Consider the following 22,568-nt stretch of genomic DNA (forward strand, 5'->3'; position numbering starts at 1 on the left):
CAGTTTACCCGTTAGTGTTTTCCAGTATGGCCGAAACCTCCGGCACCACGATGGCTCTCATCAAAGGAATCCACAATATCAAATTGCGCTTGTACCACGGGTACAAAAACCATTTGCGCAATGCGTTCACCTGGGTTGACAGTAAAGGGTTCTTTGCCGCGGTTCCAGCAAGAGACAAACAATTGACCCTGATAGTCCGAGTCAATCAGGCCGGTCAGATTTCCTAAAACAATCCCATGTTTGTGCCCCAGGCCGGACCGTGGTAACAATACCGCAGCCAGACCGGCTTCGCCGATATGAATAGCAATCCCGGTGGGTATTAAATGCGTATCCCCCGGTTTAATTTCCAATGCCTCATCCAGGCATGCACGCAGATCCATACCTGCGGAGCCCGAAGTGGCATATTCCGGCAAAGGGATGTCCTTGCCAATACGCGGGTCCAGTATTTGTAGTTGTATTTTTTGCATTATTGTTTTCCTTTGTCCCCCACTAAAACCGTGACCATATTATCCGGTTTAATGCGGCGCGCAAAGGCGTCTTTGATGCTTTCAACCGTAACCGCATTCACCGCCGCATTGAATTTATCCAAATAATCCAAGGGCAATTCGTAAAAGCCAATCATGGCAATATAACCGAGAATCTTCTTATTGCTGGACAGGTTTAAAGGGAATCCACCGGTAATATTGTTTTTGGAGGCCTGGAGCTCTTCGGCGCTGGGGCCTTGGCTGATAAATTTTTTCAGCTCATCTTTTAACACCTTTAAAGCCGCCTCGGCAGAATCATTGCGGGTTTGTAGTCCCATAACAAAAGGGCCTTCTTTGCGCATGGGGCTAAAGTAACTGTAGGTGCTGTAAGACAGTCCGCGTTTTTCCCGAATTTCATTGCTCAGGCGTGACACCAGACCGTTGCCTCCCAGGATGTGATTGCCTACGTATAGTGAAAAATAATCCTGATCCCCACGCTTCATGCCGGGGCTGCCCATGATGATATGGGTTTGTGAGGATGGGTGTTGCAGGAACAACTCCTCTCCTTTTTTTAGCATTGCCACATCGGCTAAGGGTGATGCTTTTGCTCCTGAGGCCAGGCCTTTTAACACAGTGGCTACGGTTTGTTCTGCTCCGTCACGGTCCAGGTTACCGACAATCGCAATCACGGCGTTCTTAGCAACATAGTACTGTTGGTAAAACTGTATTAAATCCTTAATAGTCAGGCCGGCGGCACTTTTCGCATCCCCCTCGGGCAGGGTTGCATAAGGGTGATCGGCATAGAGCGCTTTAAAAAAGGCTTCATCGGCTATATCACCCGGCGATTGTTTACGCTGGTCTATGGACAATAGCAGGCGGTTTTTCTCCCGGTTAAAAGCTTTCTTGGGAAAGCTGGGTTGGGTCAATATGGTATTGAACAGCTCCAAGGCCGGTTGCAGAGTTTGGGCTTCAGACAGGGAGCGCAAACTGAATACCGACATGTCCCGGTGAGAACTGTTGCCGAATTGAGCCCCTAAAGAGTCGAACCGCTCTGAGATTTGCTGAGCACTGAGTTTTCCGGCGCCTTCACTCAACATACCGTTTGTCATTAATGCAGTCGCACTTTTGCCCGATTCGCGGGCGCTGCCTGCATCAAAGACAACCTGAAGATCCACAATAGGCAATTCCGGAGAGGCGACAAAGTACACTTGAGCACCGCTTTCGCTGGTCCAATGCTGAATATTAGGGGTGGCAAAGACAGGCGCGACCAACCCGGTCAGCATACAAACAAATAAACCATTTTTTAAACTAGCGCCCATGACGGCCTCCCATGCTGTGGCGTGGCATTTTTGTGTTATCTATTGGCTGGGGATCCAAGATGGCAACCGTCAGATATTGATCGATTAAATATTTCTTTGCCACTTGCTGTACTTGTTCCGCAGTGACCGCACGAAACCGGTCGGTATACTGGTCCATAAGACGCCAGTCCAGACCGACTGTTTCCAAGGTGCCGATTTGCATGGCCTGGTAGAAAACAGAGTCTTTTTCATAGACCTTGGATGCGACCACCTGGGTTTTGATGCGTTGCAGTTCTTCTGCAGTAACCGGTTCTGTTTTCAGTTTGTCGATTTGCTCCATAATGGCTTTTTCCAGCGTGGCCACATCTTTGCCTTGTGCCGGCATGCCGGAAATGGTGAACAAATCCCCCATGCGGCTGTACAGATCATAACCGGCGCTGACTCCGGCAGCGACTTCCGATCCGCGCACCAGATGCTTGGCAAACCGGGCGCTGTTGCTGCCATCCAGTACGTAGGCCAGCATTTCCAGGGCATAGGGTTCCCACTCGCTTTGGCTGGTTTTCACCACGGGGACCTTGAATCCCATTAACAAATAGGGTAATTGAGCCGGAGCTTTGACGGTGACGCGACGTTGGCCTTTTTGTTCGGCCTCGACTTGTTGTTTTAATTTGGGTACAGCTCTGGGCTTGACCGGACCGAAGTATTTTTGCGCTAATTGCAGCACCTCTTGTGGCTCCACATCACCCACTACCACCACTGTGGCGTTATTGGGTGCGTACCAGTTGTTGTACCACAGTTGGGCGTCAGCCACTTCCATGTTTTGTAAATCATCCATCCAGCCGATGACCGGGTGGTGGTATGGACTGGTCATAAATGCGGTGGCGTTGAATTGTTCATAGGTAAGGCTTTGCGGGTTGTCTTCCGTTCGCATGCGCCGTTCTTCCATGACTACTTTAATTTCTTTACCAAATTCTTCGGCGGACAGATTAAGGTTTTGCATCCGGTCGGCTTCCAGTTCAAAGCTGATTTTTAAGCGGCTTTTTTCCAGTTGTTGGAAATAGGCGGTGTAATCCTGGCCGGTAAACGCATTTTCGCGGCCACCATTGGCGGAAATGATCTTAGAGAACTCGTTAGGACCCAGTTTGTCGGTTCCTTTGAACATCATGTGTTCTAAAACGTGGGCGACACCGGTGCTCCCATTGGTCTCATAGCTGCTTCCGGCTTTGTACCAAACCTGGGATACCACCACCGGGGCACGATGGTCCGGCTTTACCAGAATCTTAAGTCCATTATCCAGTTTGAATTCCACCACATCTCCGGGCCTATAGTTTGTTGTTGCTGCCTGGGCTTGTGGTTGGCTTTGTGTCTGTTGCGTAGGTGTAGAAACGCAGCCCGCCACAATAAAAGCCAATGCCGCGCCGCTAAGCGCCTGTAGACGTCTATTCATTCCTGACTCTCTTCTAAGTGATTGTTGCTAAAGACCGAAAATAGCTCCATTATTATTTTTATAAGATTGTAGTGAAACCAACAGATAAAGAAAGCATAATAAGAAAATATTAATAATCCGCACCGGGGTTTTGACCACAATCCTGGATTTCCGTATAAAGTAAACAGGCTCTTGCCGGGATGGCATAATGCCTCGAAGGCCACAGATTGTGCCCACGGATGGGCGATGGTCGCGACGGGCGTGACGCCGAAAGCGACAGGCCGAGAGAGGCTTCATAGCCTGTTTTGTTAACACTATGACCGTTATTCATTATGTTTGGTTTCAAAAAAGGTAAATCTTCCGGAGAAAATGCACAAAAAAGTTCCAGTGCCGAGCAAACGGATGTCGAAAAAACATCCGCAGGTTTGGTGGGGCGGCTGCGCAGCGGCCTGCAAAGAACCCGTTCCAACCTCACCGATGGCATGGCCAATTTATTATTGGGCCAAAAAAGCATAGATAGCGACATACTGGAAGAGATCGAGATGCAATTGCTCAGTGCGGATGTGGGTGTAGAAGCCACACAGAGTATTGTACAGGACTTAACCCAACGGGTAGAGCGTAAGCAATTGGCGGATCAAACCGGGTTGTTTGCTGCACTGCGTGAAGATATGCTCAAGATTTTACACAATAGCAGCGCTCCACTACAGATCGATCCCAGTCATTCCCCATTTGTCATATTAATGGTAGGGGTGAATGGCGCAGGAAAAACCACCACAATCGGTAAATTGGCGCGACGGCTAAGAGATCAGGGTCATTCGGTGCTATTGGCGGCCGGTGACACATTTCGTGCTGCTGCGGTGGAACAATTGCAGGAATGGGGCAAGCGCAACGACATTCCTGTAGTGGCACAGCACACAGGTGCCGATTCGGCCTCAGTGATATTTGATGCCCTGGAATCCGCCAAAGCTCGCGGTATTGATGTTTTAATAGCCGACACAGCAGGACGGCTCCACACACAATCCAATTTAATGGAAGAATTGAAAAAAGTGCGCCGCGTTCTGGGGAAATTGGATCCCGGTGCCCCCCATGAAGTAATGTTGGTACTGGATGCGGGTATCGGCCAAAACGCCATCGTCCAGGCAAAACAATTTCATGATGCTGTATCAGTAAGTGGCATTACCTTGACCAAGCTGGATGGGACCGCCAAAGGGGGGGTGATTTTTGCCATTGCCAAGCAACTGGGTTTGCCCATCCGGTTCATCGGTATTGGCGAGACGGTGGAAGATTTACGTCCTTTCGAGGCAGAGGAATTTGTGGATGCCTTATTGTCTAGAGATTAAGGTCCCTATTTCGCCCGGTTATGATCAAGTTTGTTAATGTGCACAAGCGGTACCCCGGAGGCCAGGAAGCGCTGGTCAATGTGAGCTGCCATTTACAAAAAGGTGAAATGGCTTTTCTGACGGGTCATTCAGGTGCGGGAAAAAGCAGCTTACTCAAACTCATTGCTTTGATCGAACGGACGACACAGGGTGAGGTGGTGTTGGACGGAAAAAACCTGTCACGGGTGAGCAAGCGACAGATTCCATATATGCGCCGGAAAATCGGTATGGTGTTTCAGAACCATAATTTATTGGACGACAGAACCGTATTTGATAATGTAGCCCTGCCTTTGGTGATCGCGGGGGAGCATCACAGTGAAACCGGGCGCCGAGTTCGGGCCGCTTTGGATAAGGTCGGACTATTGGGGAAAGAGCGCATGTATCCGGAAACCTTATCCGGCGGGGAGCAGCAACGTGTCGGTATTGCCAGAGCGGTAGTTAACCGTCCGCCCGTGCTGCTGGCTGATGAGCCGACAGGTAACTTGGATCCGGAGTTGTCCAGGGAAATCATGAGCTTATTCGAGCAGTTCAACCAAGTGGGGGTGACGGTACTCATTGCAACCCACGACCTGGAGTTAATCTCACGGCTCAACCATCGTTTGATCGCTCTCAAAGGTGGAGCTTTGGTGGCCGATGGCCCCACCCAGGAATTGCTAAGGCAATAATGGTTGCCAGCATGAGAAAACCGGCCAACCGATTGCGCAATCCCAAAGTTAAGGAATTGGCAAAAGACGCACCTTCGCGGGTGCGTCACCGTTCCACACTGAATGTCTATTGTTCACACCACCTGTGGGTGGCAGTTTCCTCCTTGGGGCAGCTATGGCGAACCCCCCTCTCTACCCTGATGACATCCGCTGTCATTGCCATTTCGTTGGCTCTACCCTTTGGCTTACACATTCTTCTGTCAAATGTGCAGCAGCTATCCGGCCAATGGCAAAACGCGGCGCAAATCAGTTTGTACTTGAAACAGGGCATCAGCGACGCCATGGCCAAGCAACTGAAGGGTGCGTTGCAGCGCTGGGATGGCGTGGAAAGTATTCACTACGTGTCACCGCAGCAGGCGCTGGAAGAGTTTAAACAGCAGTCCGGGTTCGGGGACGCCTTGGAGTTATTACAGCAGAATCCTTTGCCGGCGGTGCTTATTGTTAAACCCACACTGGAATATAATCAACCGGTCCAGCTGGATTTGCTGGTGTCCAAATTGCAGCAACACAGTGCGGTGGAAGAGGCGCAACTGGATATGCAGTGGGTCAAGCGTTTGAGTGCCATGATTCAAGCCGGTGAACGAGCGGTGTTGTTGTTGGCCTCATTGTTGGGGGTGGGGGTGCTGTTAGTGATTGGTAATACCATTCGGCTGACCATTTACAACCGGCGCCAGGAAATTGTGGTAACTAAGCTGATCGGTGCCACGAATCGCTTCATTCGCAGACCTTTTTTGTATACCGGGCTGTGGTATGGTCTATTTGGTGCGATATTGGCTTGGTTCCTGGTGGTGGTGTTTTTGGCGCTGTTGAAGGGACCGCTGGATCACTTGGCGTTTTTGTACAACAGTACGTTTACGGTGGGTGGTGTCGATTTTCGTGAGAGTTTGCTCATAATCGCGACCGGTGTATTTCTGGGTCTGGGGGGAGCCTGGCTCGCCGTAGGACGACACTTGCAAGCCATTGAACCTAAATGATAAATTAGTGGTTGTGAATATTGTGTGAACTTCTTGAAATTTTGGCACTCTCACCCATAGAGTGCTAGAATATACATTAGAAAACCCTTATGAATCCTTAAGGAGACGTGACGACAATGAACACTAGTTTAACCGTGGATTTGGTCAATCCGACAGGCAGTTTGGAGACTTATATCCAGGCGGTCAACCAAATTCCTATGCTCAGTGCGGAGAAGGAATCTCAACTGGCTACCGAACTGCGGGAAGCCGGCGATTTGCATTCAGCGCGGCAATTGGTATTGTCTCATCTACGGTTTGTGGTTCACGTGGCGCGTGGTTACAGCGGCTATGGACTGCCTCAGGCGGATTTGATTCAAGAAGGCAATATCGGTTTGATGAAGGCCGTGAAGCGCTTTGATCCCAGCATGAATGTACGCTTGGTTTCTTTCGCGGTACATTGGATTCGAGCCGAAATCCATGAGTACATTTTACGTAATTGGCGTATCGTTAAGCTGGCCACCACAAAGGCTCAGCGAAAATTGTTTTTCAATCTACGAAAAAGCAAAAAGCGCCTGGGCTGGTTCAGCCAGGAGGAAGTGGAAGCGGTTGCCAAGGATCTGAATGTAGAGCCTAAAACCGTACTCGAGATGGAAAAACGCATGAGCGGTCAGGATACGTCCTTTGACGGCTATAGTGATGGCAGCGATGACGATGACTACTCTCCCGCTCCCTCGGGCTATTTGCAGGACCTGCGGCATGAGCCCAGCATGCAATTGGAACAAGCCAACACGGCAGAACATAACTCACAGCAGCTGACATCGGCATTGGAATCATTGGATGACAGAAGCCGAGACATTTTACACAAGCGTTGGCTGTCCGAGAAAAAATCCACCCTGCATGAGTTGGCTGCGCAATACAATGTGTCTGCCGAACGCATCAGACAGCTGGAAAACAACGCTATGAAAAAAATCAAAGCAGTGTTAACGGCATAAACTCTGTCGTAGAGACAAACCAAAAGGCTGCACTATGCTGGCAAGTGCAGCCTTTTTTTTGTGGTTGTAGAACCGTCCTATAAGGGTTTGCAAGGCAGCTTAAAATCCACATGATAATGTTCATCGTGGCGCACCCAAGATTTTTTCTTGGGGATTAGTACATGTTTTCTAATGTAGTTTCCGTGTTGGGTTTTATATATAAATTCTTGCAACTCCGGAGCAAACAGGACGCGCCACAAATCCATGCCTTGATTTCTGGCAGCCTGATGCAATGCGACAATGTGGGCACCCAAAGCCTCAAAGTCTATACGGTAGCCCTGAAACTGTCCTTTTCGATTAAATTCCACGTCGTAACCGTAACGGTTAAAAGGTGTTGTAGGAAATAGGGTGGATTGACCCTGGGCATTCACAACAGGCACCATAAAATCAATGGAAAGTCCGTTCTGATGGGTTTTGTGCGGTTTAAACGGACCCCCATTTTTGAAACCGGTTTCCGCGTATTTAAAAACCGTGTTTGGATGGCTTTTACTCAGGTGGTAATACGCTTGTACCACGATGTCGCGTACCCGGCTATGCACATAAGTTCTGCCGGCGAGCTCCGGTAACCGGCCATAGGAAACGAAATTGTCGCCCTGCTCCGGGAGTTTTACTCCGTTTTTCAAACGCCCCTTTAGGGTACTGCCATAACAAACGCTCTCCTTGGCTGGTGATGTCAGCGGTGCCATTGATAAAGCCAACCCTAAGAAGAGCGTGGTTAACCTGAAGGCCAATGCGGATTGACGGTTAGAAGCGGAACAAAAACTTGTCCGCATCCGTAACTTTCCCTTTGGCAATCTCCACCCCTTCTTGTTGCAATAACTGTGTTTTTTGTGCGAACCCAAGGCATAGCCACCCACGCTACCAGCACTACGCGATGACAGGGGACCTCAATGAGTCTTGGGTTTTTTGCCATTGCCCTAACGACGGATCGCCACACTTTGGATTGTAAAGCTTTTGCGAACTCCTTGTAGGTGCTTACCCTTCCGGTATGTGCTTGACCGGTTCACATCAAACTTGGTTGAATTCGATAGAGTTTTTCATAGATCACACCTGAATGTTCGCAGTGTAGGGCCAATCCGAACCCTCCGCAAGCGTCGACATTTTGTCTATTTGCAGACTGCAACTTATTTTACATACATAAATTTTACAATCATGATTATTGGTACTGTCAATTCAAAGTGATAGCATGGTGTGCCTTTTCAGAACAACTAACCAAAAGGGTCACGCGGGTGACAGCTAATGAACATCGATTGATTGATCTGTTGTTTAAACATTCTTTCACCTGTTATGCGCTGCTGGATAAAGCCTTTAACTATATTCGTGTTAATGACGCTTACGCCAACACCTTAGGAAAACCAATAGGGTTCCTTTCGGGCAAAAACCATTTCGAATTTGTGGCGAAAGATTCCGAGGCGATATTTCATAAGGTTCTTGCCGAGAAAACCCCATATCGAGCCAAAGGCTACCCTGTTGAGTTCTTATCAGAGCACCACAATGGAGCTACGTATTGGGATTGGTTAATAGAGCCGGTACTGGATTCCCAGAATGAAGTGGATTATTTTGTATTAATCATGCGAGACATCACGACACAGCGTGATGCGCTACAGGATAGGGAAAAATATTTCACTTTGTCCAGCCATATGATGTGTAAAGCATCCAACAGTGGCTATTTCCTGGAGCTTTCACCCGGTTGGAGCAAGACTCTGGGTTTCACGGACGAAGAACTCAAAGCGCAGCCCTATCTAAGTTTTGTCCATCCGGATGATAGAGGGCTAACTGTAGAGCAAGCGGCTGATTTGGCCAACGGTTCCGGTGCCTGCATCAATTTTGTGAACCGTTACCGAAATTCAGATGATCGCTATGTTTGGCTGCATTGGAACGCCGTTGCGGATGCTGAATCGGATTGTGTTTATGCGGTAGCTCAAGACATAACTTTTTTAAAAGAAGCAGAAGTTGAGTTAGAACGGCATAGAGATTCCTTAGAGGAATTGGTAAAAGAACGTTCTCAAGCACTGAAGAACAGTGAGAGGCGAATGCTCGACCTGCTTAGCAACAGCCCGGCGGTCATTTACACTTGCAACGCCCATGGCGATTTCGCAGCGACATTTGTCAGTGAAAATGTCTGGGATCAATTTGGATATCGGCCAACCCAGTTTACTGATGATCCTTTATTTTGGATGTCTAATATTCATCCGGATGATAAAGATGCATTGCTGGCCAATTTAGGGGCGCTGTTCGAACACGGAAAACACACGCATGAATACCGTTTCAAAGCGGCTAATGGTGGGTATATCTGGGTTCATGACCAATTGCGCTTAATCAGAGATAGTGAAGGTAACCCCATAGAGATTATTGGGTATTGGGCTGATATCACTTCGCGCAAGAAAGTCGAGCAAGAGTTGGAGTCAGCAAAAGTATTGGCAGAAGAAGGAAACCGAAGTAAATCGGAATTTTTGTCGCGCATGAGTCATGAACTTAGAACTCCCATGAACGCGATTCTGGGATTTTCGCAAGTCCTAATGATGACGGCCAAGAACGAAGATGATTTGCAAAGTATTAATGAAATTGTAAAAGCCGGTAACCACTTGCTGGAGTTAATTAACGACGTTTTGGATTTGTCCAAAATCGAATCGGGTAGAATGCCCATATCCATGGAAAATCTCAGTCTCAATCAAGTTATTGAAGATTGTTTTACGCTTATCTCACCTTTAGCCCATAAGCGCGAAATTTCCATAGTCGACAATATCAGTTCAAACGCCCCGTTTATAATTTGGGCGGACTATACCCGTTTTAAGCAGGTCATGATTAACTTGCTATCCAATGCGGTAAAATACAACAAAGTGGGCGGTCGAGTGACATTGGACGTCAAGCCACTACCCGACAATGAAATCCGCATTCTTATCAGCGACACCGGTCACGGAGTCGAAATAGATTTGCAGGATAAACTATTTATCTCATTTGAGCGATTAGGCGCAGAAAGTTCCGATGTAGAGGGCAGTGGAATTGGATTAGTGATCAGCAAACAGCTCATAGAAATTATGGGGGGAAACATCGGTTACATAAGCGAGCCAGGGGTTGGTAGTACGTTTTGGGTGGATATCCACTTAGGAGACGTATTGTCGCAGAATAATCGAACAACAACGCTACTGAAGAATCTCACTATTGACGATACTGAAGTGGATGTAGATTGCAAAACCATTTTATACGTGGAAGATAACCCGGCTAATTTGCGCTTGGTGAATAAAATACTGAGCGGTACGCCGCACAAACTGATTTCGGCGCATTCCGGATCCCTTGGGTTGGAAATGGCAGAGTTGTATAAACCGGATTTAATTCTATTGGATATCAATCTCCCCCAATTAAATGGTTACGAGGTTATTAAGCGTATCAAAGCTAACGAGAATTTAAAACATACTCCGGTGGTTGCAATTAGCGCCAACGCTATGAATCGGGATGTGGAGAGGGGATTGGCGGCAGGTTTTGATCGTTATTTGAAAAAGCCCATCAATATAAGAGAATTTATGTCCACAATAGAATCGCTGGTTTGATAGTTACCGAATACATTTAAAGCGCACGTAGTCCCCGGATTCAATCCGTTGCAAATTCCCGGTTTTCCTTTGGTAAATATACGCCCAAGCAGTTTGGGGCTCGCCGGTATACATAACGATATCAATGAGTTTGCGCTCATATTCCTGCGGATACGGGAACTCGCAACCGCATTCCTCGTACCGGTCCAGCCAACTCAGAGTACTGGGTTGGACCAAGGCGTACAATTCTCCAAAGACACAGTGCGCGGGCTCGGAGGACTCCACTGCGCCAGGGTAGCCATCAATTTCGTAAAGCAAACCCTGCATAGTGGCTTCACCAACAAATTGGCTGCACTGAGCCAGTCGTGTTTGAACCTTGCCGCCAAAATAACGGCGCAAAGTGCCGTAGACGAATAGTTGATTCATGGATATTTATTAAGATCTAGTTTGTCAAATACATTTTACAAATAATTCACCCACAGTAACCTTTTTATCGTGTTTTTATACAATAATACAATATGTTACGAGGGAGTGCTCGCTAGTCCTGTGGTCGGCTCCATGGTTAGCTACACAATAGGTTGAGATCCAGATTATGCACTATTCCTGCAAGGGATAGCGTAAGGTAAATGACTATGAAACACTTGCTAATTATTAATATATTGTTTTTATTATGGTTTTCACCCTATCTGGGAGCAGAACCTCGAGTGCTGATTATCAACTCGGGTAGTTCAGCGCCCATGATCAAGGGGGATAACGAGGGCTTTTACCCAGAATTGGTCCACGCCCTCTTTAAACGTTTAAAGCGGGAGGTGCGTACCGTACATCTACCCTCTTCCAGTTCTCTGAAAAATGTGACGCAAGGGTTTGATGATGGCTTGATAGCTCGTATCAAAGGTTTGGAAAAGAAGAACAAAAACTTGTTACTGGTGCCGGAGAAAATAATGGATTTGCAATTTACGGCATACACCAACAATCACAATATAAAAATAGAAAGTTGGGAGGATCTAAAGCCATACAATATAGCCTACATACGCGGATGGAAAATTTACGATAAACATGTGACCGCTTATAAGAGCCTGGTTAAAGTTAAAAGTCCGGAGCAAATGTTTAAGCTTCTTAAAAATCAGCGAGTGGACGTTATCCTTTACCAAAGCGTTCCGGCTAAGTACTTGATGAAAAGTTTAAATTACTTTCCCTATGAACAGCGCAAATACTTGGCGTCACGGGAAATGTACATGTATATGCACAAACGCCATTCAAATCTGATTCCCCTCATGAGCAGGGAGCTAAAAAAAATGAAGCAAGACGGTACCTATAAGGATCTATATCAAAAAAACATAATTGACGAAATTAACCCTTCTTAAGTGAGAATCCGCTTGGTTTTACTTAACAAAAATCTATCCAAAAAATTAGCAGTTAACATCATCCTGTTTAGTTCTGTGTTAACTCTGATTCTTACCGGTTTTCAGCTCTATAGTGACTATAAGAAAGATATCCTCGGAATCCATAACACCCTTCGTGATGTAGAGCTGGGTCTTCTGGGTACACTATCTTCCAATCTTTGGCTGGATGATAAGGAGGAGCTGGGAGTTGCCCTAAAGGGTATTAATGCGCTACCGGGAATTAACTATGCGGCTATTTACGTAAATGGCAAGGTGTATGTGTCCAGCGGAACAGTAAAAATCAAAGAGGTCATGCAAGAACGAATTCCTATAGAGTACTATTATAACGAGAAAATGCGTTACCTGGGTGAGTTATACATTGAGGCCGATTTATCGGTAGTCTATCAAAGGTTGCTGCATCGTTTTTGGTTGATCTTGGCATCCAATGCAATTAAAACACTAATTGTGGCTATGTTCATTTTCTTATTAGTTGAAAAACTAATTATTCATAAGCTGAGTATCATAAATCGCTTTATAGAAAAGTCGGAAGCTGGAGGATTTAAAGAAAAAATTGAATATGTATCCCAGATTGACAATGAAAATGCTGATGAACTCGATGCTATAGCAGCAGCACTAAATAGAAAGCAAGAGAGATTAGAACATTTCGTAGGCCAACTCCAGAATAGTGAGCAAAGAGTAAGATTGCTCTTGGAATCTACAGGCGAAGGTATTTTTGGTGTCGACACGGATGGTATTTGTACCTTTGTAAATCCAATGTGTATTGAATTGCTAGGTGGTTCTGGTGCAGAAGAATATTTAGGTAGTGATATGTTGAGTGTCATTGGGCCGGAGATGGACCCTTCCAGGTTTTGGGGCGTACTTGAAATAGACGCGCCCCACATTTTGTACCGTAGTGAAAATACCTTTATCCGTAAAGACGGTTCCACTTTCCCGGTGCATTTAACCAGAAGCCCCATTTTATGGAAAGGAAAGCTTAAAGGTTATGTGGTGCTTTTTAACGATATCTCAGAGCAAAAGCTGGCGCAAGCAGCACTTGTTAAAGCAAAAGAACAAGCAGAACAGGCGAGCCACGCGAAGACGCAATTCTTATCCAATATGAGCCACGAATTACGAACGCCCTTAAACGCAATATTAGGATTCGGTCAACTGCTCTTTTACGACGATTCATTAAATGATTCTAGTAGAGAATCTGTACAAGAAATCCTCAAAGGCGGGGAGCATCTGTTGGAGCTAATAGGTGAAATATTGGATTTGTCCAGGATCGAAGCGGGAAAATTACCGTGTAATCTTGATGATTGTCGCTTGGATGGCGTCATATCTGAATCTATTGGTTTTATCTCTCCGTTAGCTGAGCAAAACCGAATATCATTGGATTACAAGCAGTTAGATACGGAAACCTTTGTCCGAGTTGACTCAACACGGTTTAAACAAATTTTGATAAACTTACTATCCAACGCAATTAAATACAACAAAGAACACGGTCACGTACAGGTTAGCTGCGTTGTTCATCTGGATCAAGGGTATGCTCGAATTGAAGTGACAGATTCCGGACTGGGTCTGTCTGAAGAAGAGCAACAAGTAATATTTGAGCCATTTGAACGTGTAGGGCGTTATGAAGGAGTCGATGGAACCGGTGTAGGTCTCACAATATCCAAGAGCCTGGTGGAAATGATGAACGGACAAATCGGTGTCTCTAGTGCAATAGGACAGGGGTCAACATTCTGGATAACAGTGCCTTTGTCTCCGGCAATCAGTAAAACCCAAAGTCTTAATGCCTAATTACATAATACACTACAACTCAGTCTTCAACGGATTTGAGTGTGTGTATACTTTCCTCCCAGTGTAAACCGTCAAAGGTTTCTATTTTCATGGACTTGACAGTTCCTTTGTCCAAACAACGAGCATTGACACTAACCCCATTGGGGTGAGACCTGGGTATATAAAATGACTTAATTCCACAGGTTTTACAAAACAAATGTTTTGCTTCATGAGTGTCGAAGGTGTATGTGATCAAATTAAATTCTCCGTCTAAAAGTTTAAATTTGGATTTGGGTACGATTAAATGTAAATAACCGCTTCTTGAGCATATGGAACAATTGCAGTCGGTGACCTCAAGATCCTCTGGTGCGTCTACTTCGTATTGTACGGTGCCACAATGACAACTGCCTTTATGCATGACCACTTTCACACTCCTTCTCTAGCAATGTCTGACATTAATTTATCCAACTTTAGTATGGTGTTCAAATTGCGACCTGTGACGGAGTAGTCCAAACAGCTTGCTAAACCAGCAACCAGTTTAGAGCGACCAATACCATCGGGCGCGTATAAATAGAATACCGAATCTACTATCTTATATGCCTCACTAGGGGACCTTAGTTTTTCTAACCGGGTTATATTAGGTTTAGCTTGTATCGGGTAAAAATAAAAGTGAATTGTTTTGCCATCTTTAGCAGTGAATGGATTGTTTTTGACTGCGTTAGAAAATTGGAGGCGGGATAAAGTGATGATATCGGGCGAAAAGCCAACAGCGTTTCCTATGGAGAGCCATATTGACTCGCCGGGCGGCGTTGGGTTTTGTAACACAACATTACCACTCTGATTATAGGTTTTCACATGTCGACAACCGCAGTTAGTCAACGCATCAACTAACGTTTTCATGTGTATAGTATTCCTACCGCCGACATTAATACCCCTAAACAACAAGACGTAAGTGTTCATTATGGTAACCTATTCCATTTGTGTTCAGTTTAAACGCCGACATGCCTTTCACGGCGTAAATCAATAATATATTGTTACCGTTGTTGCTCTCAGTGGTGCGTTGAAATTTTCTACGTCATAATCAATATTAGTTGTCTAAGGAACGGACAATCATTATTTTTTCGAATCGCGCGTCGAGTAAGACGACAGTTTGTGTTTTATTCGGCCTATGCTTTCGTCCAATACGCCAATGACATCCTCGTATGTCGTACCAGGGTGTCCGTTAAAATCGGCCAGCCGATGTACGCGCCATCGCTCTTTGAATTTATCGTCGATGGTAAATCTCACTTCTTGAAGAGCTGGACGCCTGTGTATGTAAATACCGTCTATATCGATTGATGCCTTCTCAAGCACACAGTACAAATTGAAAGGCGGTTGACCGGTACAGGTCCTTGCCTTGTCATTTGTCCAGTGATCTTTGTCTTTTAATATATATTTTGCTTTTTCCAGTATCTCCAGATCCATGTTTGAGACTTGGACATGGCGCTTTTCGTAGCTGGGTATACCAAATACAAGACCTTTTTCCGTTCTTGTACACGAAACAAATACCAAGAGTGTTAAGGAAAGAAAGAAGGATAATTTCATGCTACCGCTCCGCCAAAAAAAGAATTGTTAATGTAGACTCGGATCTAAGAATTATTGCTTGCCCTATTGAGTCGGATAAGCCGAATTGATTTAAGCATCAAATGTATTTGCAATGCAATCGGCATTGCTGCAAAAGCATAACCCAAAACAGAGAAATCTTTCTCAAACTCTCGTAAAATCACGACGTAAAAACAAATGAACGATATATTTACAATATTCCGGTTGTTTTCTAGATTATTTAGCTTTAGCGAGTAATAACCATAGAATATTGTGTATGCCATTGTTCTGTTTAGTTCCACTACAGGAAAGGTCGAGAGAATTCGTAGGGGACCCGCTTATCTCATTCGTTTGTCGGTTGTGCTAAAATCGACACTAATATAGTGAAGGAATAAAATACCTAACATTATCGCAGCAAACACGAAAACGGATTCAAACACGTTCAAACTCTTAGACAATCCAAGTGCGACAAGAGTAAAAATAATTATATTGCTCACTACCAGGTAGAGCAAAACATTTTGGCCTACAACGTTTAAATAAAATTTAATGAATCTTGTAGCATTGTTACCAATAAAAACGGCTATTCCATAATAAATGTAAGTAAGGCCGGCCGAGCCAACTATCCATAACAGCGACGGTGGAAATCGGCTTGCCTGAACATCGTATAGAGTAAGAATATAATATACCAAAACCAAACCAACAGAAACGAAAAATAGTCTCTTATCGAAGCCAAAATTATATCGGGCCAAAAAAGCACCAAATAGAAAAAGTGGTAGATATTGGATCACAGGAAAATAGGCATAGCCTTTTCCGCCGATAAATAGGCCAACATACGGGTCAAAGGAGATATGCTTTGGTAAAAACATAAATACACTACATGCTAAAGATGCGTACAATATATTTTTACCAGTTATGCACTTGGTAATAAGCGACGAAAATATACTTGATAAAATTACAATTAGTGCAAAAGAAATAAGAAACTCGGAATAACCCGGGATTACGCGCAACAAAGCGACTTTTAATACCAATTGTATCTCTAGAGGTTTATTGGATACAAGAGTCAGGAAGGCAATACCTGAAACCAAAAAAGCAATGTAGCACTTAATAGCGGTTCGAATGACTGACTTCCAAGGAGGCGTTTCTTTTTGAAGATAGGCAGTCCACACCGCATATCCGAAACAAAAATAAAACCCGGAAAATGAGACTAAATTGGCAACCCCAGAAATATTGCTTAACCATACATTAGGCTGAAATGCTAATAGTTGAATTACATGGGCAAATACCATGCCTATAGTTAAAATACCCTTTGTTATGTCAATATCTAAAGATCTTACGGTCATGCAGTGTGGTCCTGGCAAACGCCAAAATAAACAAGGATGTCTTCCTAAATGTTCTCTCTAAAATAATTCACACTTGGTCTTAGAAATAGCATGATATCTATAGGAAAACCTCGAATATCAACTGCCACACTAATTAAATAAGAATTAGTTTTTCCAAATGGCTCCTAGCCAGGGACAAAGTAGGATATATTATAGGAATAAAGTACTATCCCGCAATATAGGATGTTGCTTACCCGGTACAGGGCTGTATTCACTAGATATTACAAAACCCTAGTACTTTATCGTGAAGAAGAATGAACAGGAAGTCCTAGGCCTCCGTCAGCACAAATACTCGGTCCCTGGATGTTGTTCCTCCACTAACATAAATTACTGACACTGACATATTTTCTCCCTGCAAGTCATCCAGTACAAACGAACACCTCTTTGTTGTTAGCTTGAGGTGTGCCTATTATCGGGTGTGGTCTCCCTGTCCTTCTTGACCGGCCTTGTTATATACGTTTCATTTCTAATATATCCATACTACAGCGGCCTAACTGGAATACATACTTCTATTACGTGCTTATTCTTGGGGTGTAATTTTGGATCATTCAAGTAGCGTTCAAAACAACATCGCTCATCTGGCTGATACCCACTACTTGGGAGCCACTCGCTATAAACCAGGTCCCATGCCTGTTCGAATTCATCCCCATCAATCTCAAAGCTTGCCACAGCGTATGCTCCAGCGGGTATTATGGATACACCTACCTCGCCATCAGGTTTCGTATTTGAATCAACTGAAATACATACATCTGCTTTGAACTTAGCATAATCGGTTAGGTTCAAATCATCCCTAAACACCGTAAAAAATTCAGTTCCTGGGCACTTAAGTAAACCTCTGGCTCCACCCCATTTCATTAGCCTGTGAAAAAGAGCCGCCCACTTTTCTGTTTCGCCTTTAAATTCTCCAATATGGCGAATGTACGCCACACTGACCTGAGGCAATTTCTTTACTTCAATAGATATAGCACTTCTGTTTAACATATTGACTCTCCACCTAGAGTTATTAGTAGATGGATCAATATACAGGGATGACACGATAATTCCTTTCCAGGATTTGCTAACTTCTTCACAATCCTTGCTCGGTACTTTGCGATTCTTGCTATATTCCTTGTGGGTACCTTTTTTCCATTCTGTTGCACTTACTCCGTAATACTCTTTGAAAGTTCTTGCGAAGGACGCGGGGCTGCCAAATCCACACTCACTCGCTATGTCTGATACCGTACGATTTGATTGGTATTTTAAGAAATTAGCAGCCTTTTCGACCCGAATTCGTTGGGTGTATTTAAACAAAGACTCTCCAACGATACCCTTAAATATTCTATGAAAGTGATAGGGTGAGAAATTGGCAATACCAGCTAATGACTCTAAGCTTAGTTCTTCTGAATAGTTCTCATCCAAATAGTCCAAGACTCGATTTACCCTTCTTAGATATTCGCTGTTCTCGTTTTCTCTGCCGGCAACCATACATCACTTCGCATTTATATTTTCGTTTGCTCAATCTTATCCGAAATCATCTGGACGGCCTACGGGAGGGCGGACACGAAGTGCTGGAAATGGTTTATTTCAGCCGTCATCTAGCTAGGGAACCTCTGATTAACTCCGTGTATGGCATATATGAGGACTAAATTGTCAATTGCTTCGTTGAAAACTTGGAAATATTCCCGATATTCCCTGCGTTTTTCGCCTCGCACTTACCAATTTATTCCCCATCTCTGCCATACACGGAATTAATCAGAGGTTCCCTGGGTTCCACAAAAACGGCAAAATTAGATTGCTAATCACTGAAAATGAAATTTCCTCGCCTACACCGTCTGCGTCAGCAGCTCGGATGTCTTGTTCTGTTACACTAATCTTGTTTTCTAAAGCCCACCCGGACATTCTCTATCAACGAATGGGCCGGAGACATACTCTTATATCTAAAATGCAATTTCCTTCACAATCATGCTTTTCTATATCCATGGTCTACATAACGAAGCTGTATCAAACATAATGGAAGCTCAGAGGATTTCGACCAAATATAGCGACCACCTTCCAATCGAATTTCACCTGCAAAAACATTTTTTTCAGAAATTTTCATATATTTTATCAGTTTCGGAATTTAATTTTAAAGTCGTCAGTTCTCCATCGTAATCCGTTTAAAGATAATTGACAGATACAACTGTCACCTTATAATTACAAGCTAGGCTCTACATGCCAGGCTTTAGTGTTTTTCAAATATTATTCGCTTAACGCCAGCAAGTTTCTTTCAAGCTGCTTGAACACATCATGATTACATTTAAGACTTAAATTCACAGACCCTCTAACAATGAGTCTTGAATATAAACTTAGTAACTTTCTTGCCACATCTTTACACATTGTTCTTTGTCGAAATATGCAAAACGGACTATATCCTGATTTCGCGTAGCAGCAGCAAATACATTCTGTGAGTCTAACTGTTTCAGATCGTTTCGTAGTGTAAGGAGAGGTGGACATAAATACTCATTACAAATATACGCTCTCATATTACGCGGTAATCGACACCCTAAATCGCTATGGTATAAACATGAATGTTCTACACATTCAGACGCAATGTAACCAGTATACAAATCCACCAGTTGGCCAGTGGTTAACTGCGGATTTTCTCGCCAAAAACGGCGCATTATGATGGCATCAAGAAAAGCGTTTTTTTCTCCAACCGTTACACAACAATACCCGCGACAGGTTGCGCACGCTTTACCCAGCAACTTACGTTCCTCGTCAAACAGTTCACAGTAATCACTAACTCTTTTGTCTATTATTTCGTCCAACTTCTGTAGATCGGTCGTAGCCAATTCATCAGCTATCATATTTAAATATCCGACAAACGCTACTTTTCTGGAATCTGGTATTGGCCGCATTTGTAATGTATTAGCTGGTAAAACGGCAATGGCTGCAGAATCAGGTTCCGCCTTGAAGCTCTGTTGCTGGTACAACTGTTCTACTCGCTGTCTTAAATGTTGCGCTTGTAATTCGCGCCGATTTCTAGCATCCTCCTTCGCTTTTTCCAATTTGCAAGATTGGCTGGCACACACCCCACCACGCACTTTTTGATGGATGGTTAAACGAGCACGGCAGTAAGCGCATTTTTGACTAGTATACAATTCCATAAGGAGACTGTAGAAAAACTAAAAATATATCATTTTTAAATTGTTTTGTCCTCTAGCGCGTCTTTTCCCAATTTTTGAAACCGGTGTTGACTCATGAGGATTTGGCTTTATAAATGAGCTCTGGGTTACGCTGTGTTGATGTTTGTTCATACGTTAAGATTTTCCAATATTAATCAAATAATCTAAAAAATACTTCAACTTGGGTTTTTCTACAGCCTCAACGACCATACTAACAGGTGCGCCGCTGAGGTGCGTCCTTGTTGAGTAGCTGGTTATGACACTATGTATCATTGTATAGTTCTACAACTTTTCCTGATGTTTTCCCCTTATGCTTAGCTTCTTGTACTTTGCTTATAAGATGTGGAGAAACATTCCATTTTTGCCCGGATTCTGTAATTATCGTCACAGACTTTTTGTTGTATTTTACTAATGTGCCGATTTGCCTTTCCCTTCCCGGAGGCTGAAAAGTAACCTGCTCACCCAGACTAAATTGCATCATCTCGCTATACGCATGCATAGTTTCTAAGAATTTAAGTCTTTCTACGACTCTATGGTTTAGAGCAATAAGTTCTTCTTCAGTTAATTCGTCAATATCTATTTCCATTTGCTTCCCCTACATTGCTTTGTAACGCAGGTTAACCGGCATGCCGTAGCGGCGGACTTTTAGTGCGATTCTGCACAAAAAGTCCGCCGCGGAGGTATGTCCGCGTTGAACACCTGGTTATGATATGTTGTCATTTTTTTCTTCTATTTGCTCTATACTTTATACTTCTGGTTTTTCGGCTATTTTCTCAAGTATTATAGAATACAAAGATAAATCGTTCGCTATTTCCACAGCATCGTCACTTTCTGGATCTAATATATTTTGCCTCTTTCTCAGGTCATCCATTGTCTTTTTTACTGCGTAACGAATTAGCCTTAATTCTTGTGTTCCAAACATCACACAGCTCCTTTATTTCTATATTCCTTCAGACTAATCGCATTTTCCTCGGCCCATTTTTTTAGAATATTTTTCCAGTCATCTATATGAATGCTCTCTAGTGATCTAATCGAATAATGTCCTTTAAATACACCATCCGTTAAATCTTTAGTTACTGTGAATCCACGAGGAAGATCTATACCTGCGGGAATTACCCACCAATCTCCTCCGTTTTCTAATTTTGGTTTGTTAAATAAACTCAGACCACCAGAATTATGATCTATTAGATTGGTATCAGGATCAATTTTTAGATCGAAAACTTGATCATCAGTTCGAGGGGGTTTCGTTCTGATATAATCGAACTTGGGTTTTGTGGGCGTGCCTGCGCGAAAAAGATCACATGGAATTACCAGGTAAAACTCTATAGGTGTATGCATTTATATCCTCCAATATTTCATTACTATTCCTCCATAAGGACCACCCTCACCGGCGAATTGAAGCGGCGCACCTTTTGTGGTATTCACCACAAAAGGTGCGCCGCTTCAATGCGTCCGTGTGCAGGGACTGGTTAGTGACGGCCGTCATTTTAACTCAACCAAAAAATAGGCCACTGAAGTAACAATGCGAAATTGAACAAAAATATAAAGCCTAATAGCATTGCAACCCCTTTCATAATGCCCCGCGTTTTTACCAAATAATATGGTAAATATAGTATGTAAAAGAGAAACACCAAATATCCATAGTCGAAGGGTCTATAAATTTCCGGGAATGCTTTGCTGTCTTCGCTAACCCACAAGGCCACAAATACTAAAAATACAAAAGCCCAAATAAAACTAAGCGATCTTGAAACTTCCATTTCTTTTGAAAACAATACCAGTTCATATACACCCATAACAACAGAAAATAGTATCAGCGCAGAAAGTATGAACTTAGAGTTGTTTTTCATTCACTCTCCGCCACACTAACGACTCCCTCACCGGCGCATTGAAGGGGCTGGTTAGTGCAAAATGTGTTTATGAATTATCACTCATTAATAACACAAAACCCGTTACCAAATGGATCAGCGCAATATGCGATAGATCCCCATTCTCCGCTATCGCCGCCTTCGTGTGATCCACCTAGAATAACTACTTTAGTAACGATTTCTTCAATATTTTTACAGAGAAAATCTAAATGAACAGGTGTCCAATGTCTTTTATAATCTCGAACCACGTCACTTGATGTGGTTGGTAGTGTTCCTGCCGCTTTTTCCTGAACATAAATATCGCAATTCTCTACTGAAAGAACAACCATATCTGGCCCCTGGTCTCGAACTTTCTGACACCCGAGGGCGTCAATATAGAACTTTTCTGCTTTTTTCAAATCCGAGACATCTATACTTACTGATATTTTCATACGTTCCCTTTTACTATTACAAAATTCCCTTTATAACATTTCGCTACTGACAGCGTTGTGTCAGTAGTGGTTGGAATTTGTATAGTGACCACCACCTACTAACGAGACTGTAGAAAAACCCAGTTAAGAGTATATGTCTGGAGTGCTTTCATATAGCTTGTGGTTCCTACAGTAATTATTCAAATATAGTCGATGGCAACCCGTATTTCGTTACCAAGTCCATCCA

General features: G+C 43.9%; 24 protein-coding genes. 7 read left to right on the forward strand and 17 right to left on the reverse strand.

Going from position 1 to position 22,568, the window contains the following annotated elements:
- Nucleotides 1-11 precede the first annotated feature (11 nt).
- Genes dut through OEY58_08330 form a run of 3 tightly spaced genes read right to left on the reverse strand, consistent with a single transcriptional unit; the run spans nt 12 to nt 3,209 of the window.
- Nucleotides 12-470, reverse strand: coding sequence for a dUTP diphosphatase (gene dut / locus OEY58_08320; GenBank protein MDH5325450.1), 459 nt, complete (start codon nt 468-470; stop codon nt 12-14).
- The gene (locus OEY58_08325; protein ID MDH5325451.1) at nt 467-1,783 is read right to left on the reverse strand and encodes an insulinase family protein; all 1,317 of its coding nucleotides are present in this window, start codon (nt 1,781-1,783) and stop codon (nt 467-469) included. The genes dut and OEY58_08325 overlap by 4 nt, the downstream gene beginning before the upstream one ends.
- Nucleotides 1,773-3,209, reverse strand: a complete 1,437-nt coding sequence (locus OEY58_08330) for an insulinase family protein (protein ID MDH5325452.1) — start codon at nt 3,207-3,209, stop codon at nt 1,773-1,775. The genes OEY58_08325 and OEY58_08330 overlap by 11 nt, the downstream gene beginning before the upstream one ends.
- Before the next feature lie 311 nt (nt 3,210-3,520).
- On the opposite strand from OEY58_08330, the gene ftsY reads away from it, so the two are divergent.
- From ftsY to rpoH, 4 genes are all read left to right on the forward strand, one after another.
- Nucleotides 3,521-4,528, forward strand: coding sequence for a signal recognition particle-docking protein FtsY (ftsY, locus tag OEY58_08335; GenBank protein ID MDH5325453.1), 1,008 nt, complete (start codon nt 3,521-3,523; stop codon nt 4,526-4,528).
- Nucleotides 4,529-4,548: 20 nt separating this feature from the next.
- Nucleotides 4,549-5,232, forward strand: a complete 684-nt coding sequence (gene ftsE / locus OEY58_08340) for a cell division ATP-binding protein FtsE (GenBank protein MDH5325454.1) — start codon at nt 4,549-4,551, stop codon at nt 5,230-5,232.
- An 11-nt stretch (nt 5,233-5,243) separates the two neighbouring features.
- Complete coding sequence (gene ftsX, locus OEY58_08345) at nt 5,244-6,245, forward strand: permease-like cell division protein FtsX (protein ID MDH5325455.1); 1,002 nt, start codon at nt 5,244-5,246, stop codon at nt 6,243-6,245.
- A 116-nt stretch (nt 6,246-6,361) separates the two neighbouring features.
- Nucleotides 6,362-7,216, forward strand: a complete 855-nt coding sequence (gene rpoH, locus OEY58_08350) for an RNA polymerase sigma factor RpoH (protein MDH5325456.1) — start codon at nt 6,362-6,364, stop codon at nt 7,214-7,216.
- 77 nt (nt 7,217-7,293) lie between these two features.
- On the opposite strand, the gene OEY58_08355 is transcribed toward rpoH, so the two are convergent.
- Complete coding sequence (locus tag OEY58_08355) at nt 7,294-7,941, reverse strand: penicillin-insensitive murein endopeptidase (GenBank protein ID MDH5325457.1); 648 nt, start codon at nt 7,939-7,941, stop codon at nt 7,294-7,296.
- A gap of 29 nt (nt 7,942-7,970) precedes the next feature.
- A complete protein-coding gene (locus OEY58_08360; GenBank protein ID MDH5325458.1) occupies nt 7,971-8,192 on the reverse strand; it encodes an MGMT family protein in 222 nt (73 codons plus the stop codon).
- 292 nt (nt 8,193-8,484) lie between these two features.
- Between OEY58_08360 and OEY58_08365 the strand changes: the two genes are divergently transcribed.
- Nucleotides 8,485-10,803: a PAS domain-containing protein gene (locus OEY58_08365; GenBank protein MDH5325459.1), complete on the forward strand. Its 2,319-nt coding sequence runs from the start codon at nt 8,485-8,487 to the stop codon at nt 10,801-10,803.
- A 3-nt stretch (nt 10,804-10,806) separates the two neighbouring features.
- Here the strand turns inward: OEY58_08365 and OEY58_08370 are convergent, their stop codons facing one another.
- Nucleotides 10,807-11,208: a gamma-glutamylcyclotransferase gene (locus OEY58_08370; protein MDH5325460.1), complete on the reverse strand. Its 402-nt coding sequence runs from the start codon at nt 11,206-11,208 to the stop codon at nt 10,807-10,809.
- A 206-nt stretch (nt 11,209-11,414) separates the two neighbouring features.
- On the opposite strand from OEY58_08370, the gene OEY58_08375 reads away from it, so the two are divergent.
- Together OEY58_08375 and OEY58_08380 are read left to right on the forward strand one after the other, a co-directional pair.
- Entirely contained in the window at nt 11,415-12,146 is a 732-nt protein-coding gene (locus tag OEY58_08375) for a transporter substrate-binding domain-containing protein (GenBank protein MDH5325461.1), read from the forward strand.
- Nucleotides 12,147-12,158: 12 nt separating this feature from the next.
- A complete protein-coding gene (locus OEY58_08380) occupies nt 12,159-13,964 on the forward strand; it encodes an ATP-binding protein (protein ID MDH5325462.1) in 1,806 nt (601 codons plus the stop codon).
- Between the two features lie 19 nt (nt 13,965-13,983).
- Here the strand turns inward: OEY58_08380 and OEY58_08385 are convergent, their stop codons facing one another.
- From OEY58_08385 to OEY58_08435, 11 genes are all read right to left on the reverse strand, one after another.
- Nucleotides 13,984-14,361 carry a GFA family protein gene (locus OEY58_08385; GenBank protein MDH5325463.1) on the reverse strand — a complete coding sequence of 126 codons (378 nt, stop codon included), beginning with the start codon at nt 14,359-14,361 and terminating at the stop codon, nt 13,984-13,986.
- A gap of 8 nt (nt 14,362-14,369) precedes the next feature.
- A complete protein-coding gene (locus tag OEY58_08390; protein ID MDH5325464.1) occupies nt 14,370-14,903 on the reverse strand; it encodes a DUF1697 domain-containing protein in 534 nt (177 codons plus the stop codon).
- Nucleotides 14,904-15,056: 153 nt separating this feature from the next.
- A complete protein-coding gene (locus OEY58_08395; protein MDH5325465.1) occupies nt 15,057-15,527 on the reverse strand; it encodes a hypothetical protein in 471 nt (156 codons plus the stop codon).
- A 335-nt stretch (nt 15,528-15,862) separates the two neighbouring features.
- Nucleotides 15,863-16,864 carry a hypothetical protein gene (locus tag OEY58_08400; protein MDH5325466.1) on the reverse strand — a complete coding sequence of 334 codons (1,002 nt, stop codon included), beginning with the start codon at nt 16,862-16,864 and terminating at the stop codon, nt 15,863-15,865.
- Nucleotides 16,865-17,383: 519 nt separating this feature from the next.
- On the reverse strand, nt 17,384-18,367 hold the full coding sequence (locus OEY58_08405) for an AraC family transcriptional regulator (GenBank protein ID MDH5325467.1): 984 nt from the start codon (nt 18,365-18,367) through the stop codon (nt 17,384-17,386).
- A gap of 860 nt (nt 18,368-19,227) precedes the next feature.
- Nucleotides 19,228-20,028 carry a hypothetical protein gene (locus OEY58_08410; protein ID MDH5325468.1) on the reverse strand — a complete coding sequence of 267 codons (801 nt, stop codon included), beginning with the start codon at nt 20,026-20,028 and terminating at the stop codon, nt 19,228-19,230.
- Between the two features lie 280 nt (nt 20,029-20,308).
- Nucleotides 20,309-20,632, reverse strand: coding sequence for a hypothetical protein (locus OEY58_08415; GenBank protein MDH5325469.1), 324 nt, complete (start codon nt 20,630-20,632; stop codon nt 20,309-20,311).
- 159 nt (nt 20,633-20,791) lie between these two features.
- Entirely contained in the window at nt 20,792-20,968 is a 177-nt protein-coding gene (locus tag OEY58_08420) for a hypothetical protein (GenBank protein ID MDH5325470.1), read from the reverse strand.
- Nucleotides 20,968-21,384, reverse strand: a complete 417-nt coding sequence (locus OEY58_08425) for a hypothetical protein (GenBank protein ID MDH5325471.1) — start codon at nt 21,382-21,384, stop codon at nt 20,968-20,970. Before OEY58_08425 ends, OEY58_08420 begins: the two co-directional genes overlap by 1 nt.
- A gap of 149 nt (nt 21,385-21,533) precedes the next feature.
- Nucleotides 21,534-21,893, reverse strand: coding sequence for a hypothetical protein (locus OEY58_08430; GenBank protein MDH5325472.1), 360 nt, complete (start codon nt 21,891-21,893; stop codon nt 21,534-21,536).
- Between the two features lie 77 nt (nt 21,894-21,970).
- The gene (locus OEY58_08435; protein MDH5325473.1) at nt 21,971-22,342 is read right to left on the reverse strand and encodes a lactoylglutathione lyase; all 372 of its coding nucleotides are present in this window, start codon (nt 22,340-22,342) and stop codon (nt 21,971-21,973) included.
- Nucleotides 22,343-22,568: the final 226 nt, after the last annotated feature.

It is taken from the genome of Gammaproteobacteria bacterium (assembly GCA_029882975.1).
GTDB lineage: Bacteria > Pseudomonadota > Gammaproteobacteria > SZUA-152 > SZUA-152 > JAJDNG01.